At 71.3% G+C, this 1,628-nt stretch carries 2 pseudogenes; both read right to left on the bottom strand.

Annotation, left to right across the window (positions count from 1 at the left end):
- Window positions 1-80 (bottom strand): annotated as a pseudogene (locus tag VGH76_RS03090) (30S ribosomal protein S12); the annotation flags it as partial.
- Between the two features lie 753 nt (window positions 81-833).
- Window positions 834-1,628 (bottom strand): annotated as a pseudogene (locus tag VGH76_RS03085) (DNA-directed RNA polymerase subunit beta'); the annotation flags it as partial.

Below are 1,628 nucleotides of genomic sequence, written 5' to 3'. Positions count from 1 at the left end.
CTCCCCTTGAGGGCCGCGGTCTTGGTCTTCTCGACCTTGTCCTCGCGGCCCCGACGGACCAACTGCTGGATGGTGGGCATTCGTTCCTCTGGCTCGTGTACTGCTCGTGCGGGCTTCGTCGTCGTGGCGCCGCGCTCGTCGCGGCGACACCGGGGCCGGGCCCCGGCACCGCGGGACACGGGGTCGGGCGTGCCGCCACGGACCGCAGGGCCCTCGTGCTCGACACCGCCGACGCACCGGATCGCACCCGGCGCACCCTCGCCGGGACGGAGACCGTCCGCGGGGCACGCGGAGCGACCCGATCACGTCGGGCACCAGAAACGACGATACCCGCCGCGTGCGCGCGGGTCCGCAGGTGGGTCCGGAACCGGCCTCCGTAACACGGAGACTCCCTCGACGGACCTCTCGTCGCCCTCGAAGACCCCGGGGGCCTCCATATCGGCCGTGGCTCCCACCACTCGCGGCCGAACGGGCTGGCGCGAGGATACCGGGTGTCGTCCCGGTCCGCACGAGCCACTCTCCGACCGTGTCCAACGCCGGGTCGCCGACGGCCATTCCCGCTGGTCGGGGCCCCTTGGCGGTGCCGGCCGACCTCGTTCTGAGCGAAGGGCACCTTCGGTCGACTAGATGAGCCGTGGGCGCCCCTCGCCGGAACGCGGCGCAGCCCCCGGTTCCGAACGAAGGGCACCTTCGGCCGATCTATGGGGGATCTGGGGGTGGTCGCAACACCGACCGAAGGTGCCCTTCGCTCAGCTCGGAACCGACCCCCGGAACGACGAACGCCCCCGCCCGGACGGAGCCGGGCGGGGGCGTCGGTCGAGCTGCGGGCTACGTCAGCGGTACTGGCCGAAGTCGTAGTCGTCCAGCGGGACGGCCACCCCGGTGCCGGTGCCGAACACGTCCGGCGAGTAGTACCCGTCGTCGTAGCTCGGCAGGGCGTACGCGGCAGCGCGCGCCTCCTCGGTCGGCTGCACCTGGATGTTCCGGTACCGGTTGATGCCGGTGCCGGCCGGGATCAGCTTTCCGATGATCACGTTCTCCTTCAGCCCCACGAGGCGGTCGGACTTCCCCTCGATCGCGGCGTTGGTGAGGATGCGGGTCGTCTCCTGGAACGACGCCGCGGAGAGCCACGACTCGGTGGCCAGCGAGGCCTTCGTGATGCCCATGAGTACCGGACGCCCGGCCGCCGGGTCGCCCCCCTCGGCGACGACCTTGCGGTTCTGGCCCTCGAACTCGGCGCGGTCCACGACACCGCCGGGCAGGAACTCCGTCGCGCCCGAGTCGATGATCGTCACCCGGCGCAGCATCTGCCGGACGATGACCTCGATGTGCTTGTCGTGGATCGACACGCCCTGCGAGCGGTAGACCTTCTGGACCTCGTTGACGAGGTGCAGCTGCACCTCGCGCGGGCCCATCACGCGCAGGACCTCGTGCGGGTCGGCCGTGCCCTCGAGCAGCTGCTGCCCGACGCCGACGTGGTCGCCGTCCTGCAGCGGGCGCTCGTCGCCGTCGACGGTGAGCGTCGCGAGCCGCTGGCGCTTGGACAGCTTGTCGTAGACGACCTCCTCGCTCCCGTCGTCCGGGATGAGGGTGATCTTCCAGAACTTGTCGCCGTCCTCGAGCTGCAC

It is taken from the genome of Actinomycetospora sp. (assembly GCF_036497585.1).
Taxonomy (GTDB): Bacteria; Actinomycetota; Actinomycetes; order Mycobacteriales; family Pseudonocardiaceae; genus Actinomycetospora.
Note: the sequence above shows the minus strand (reverse complement) of the source record. Positions and strands in the feature narration are given on the sequence as shown.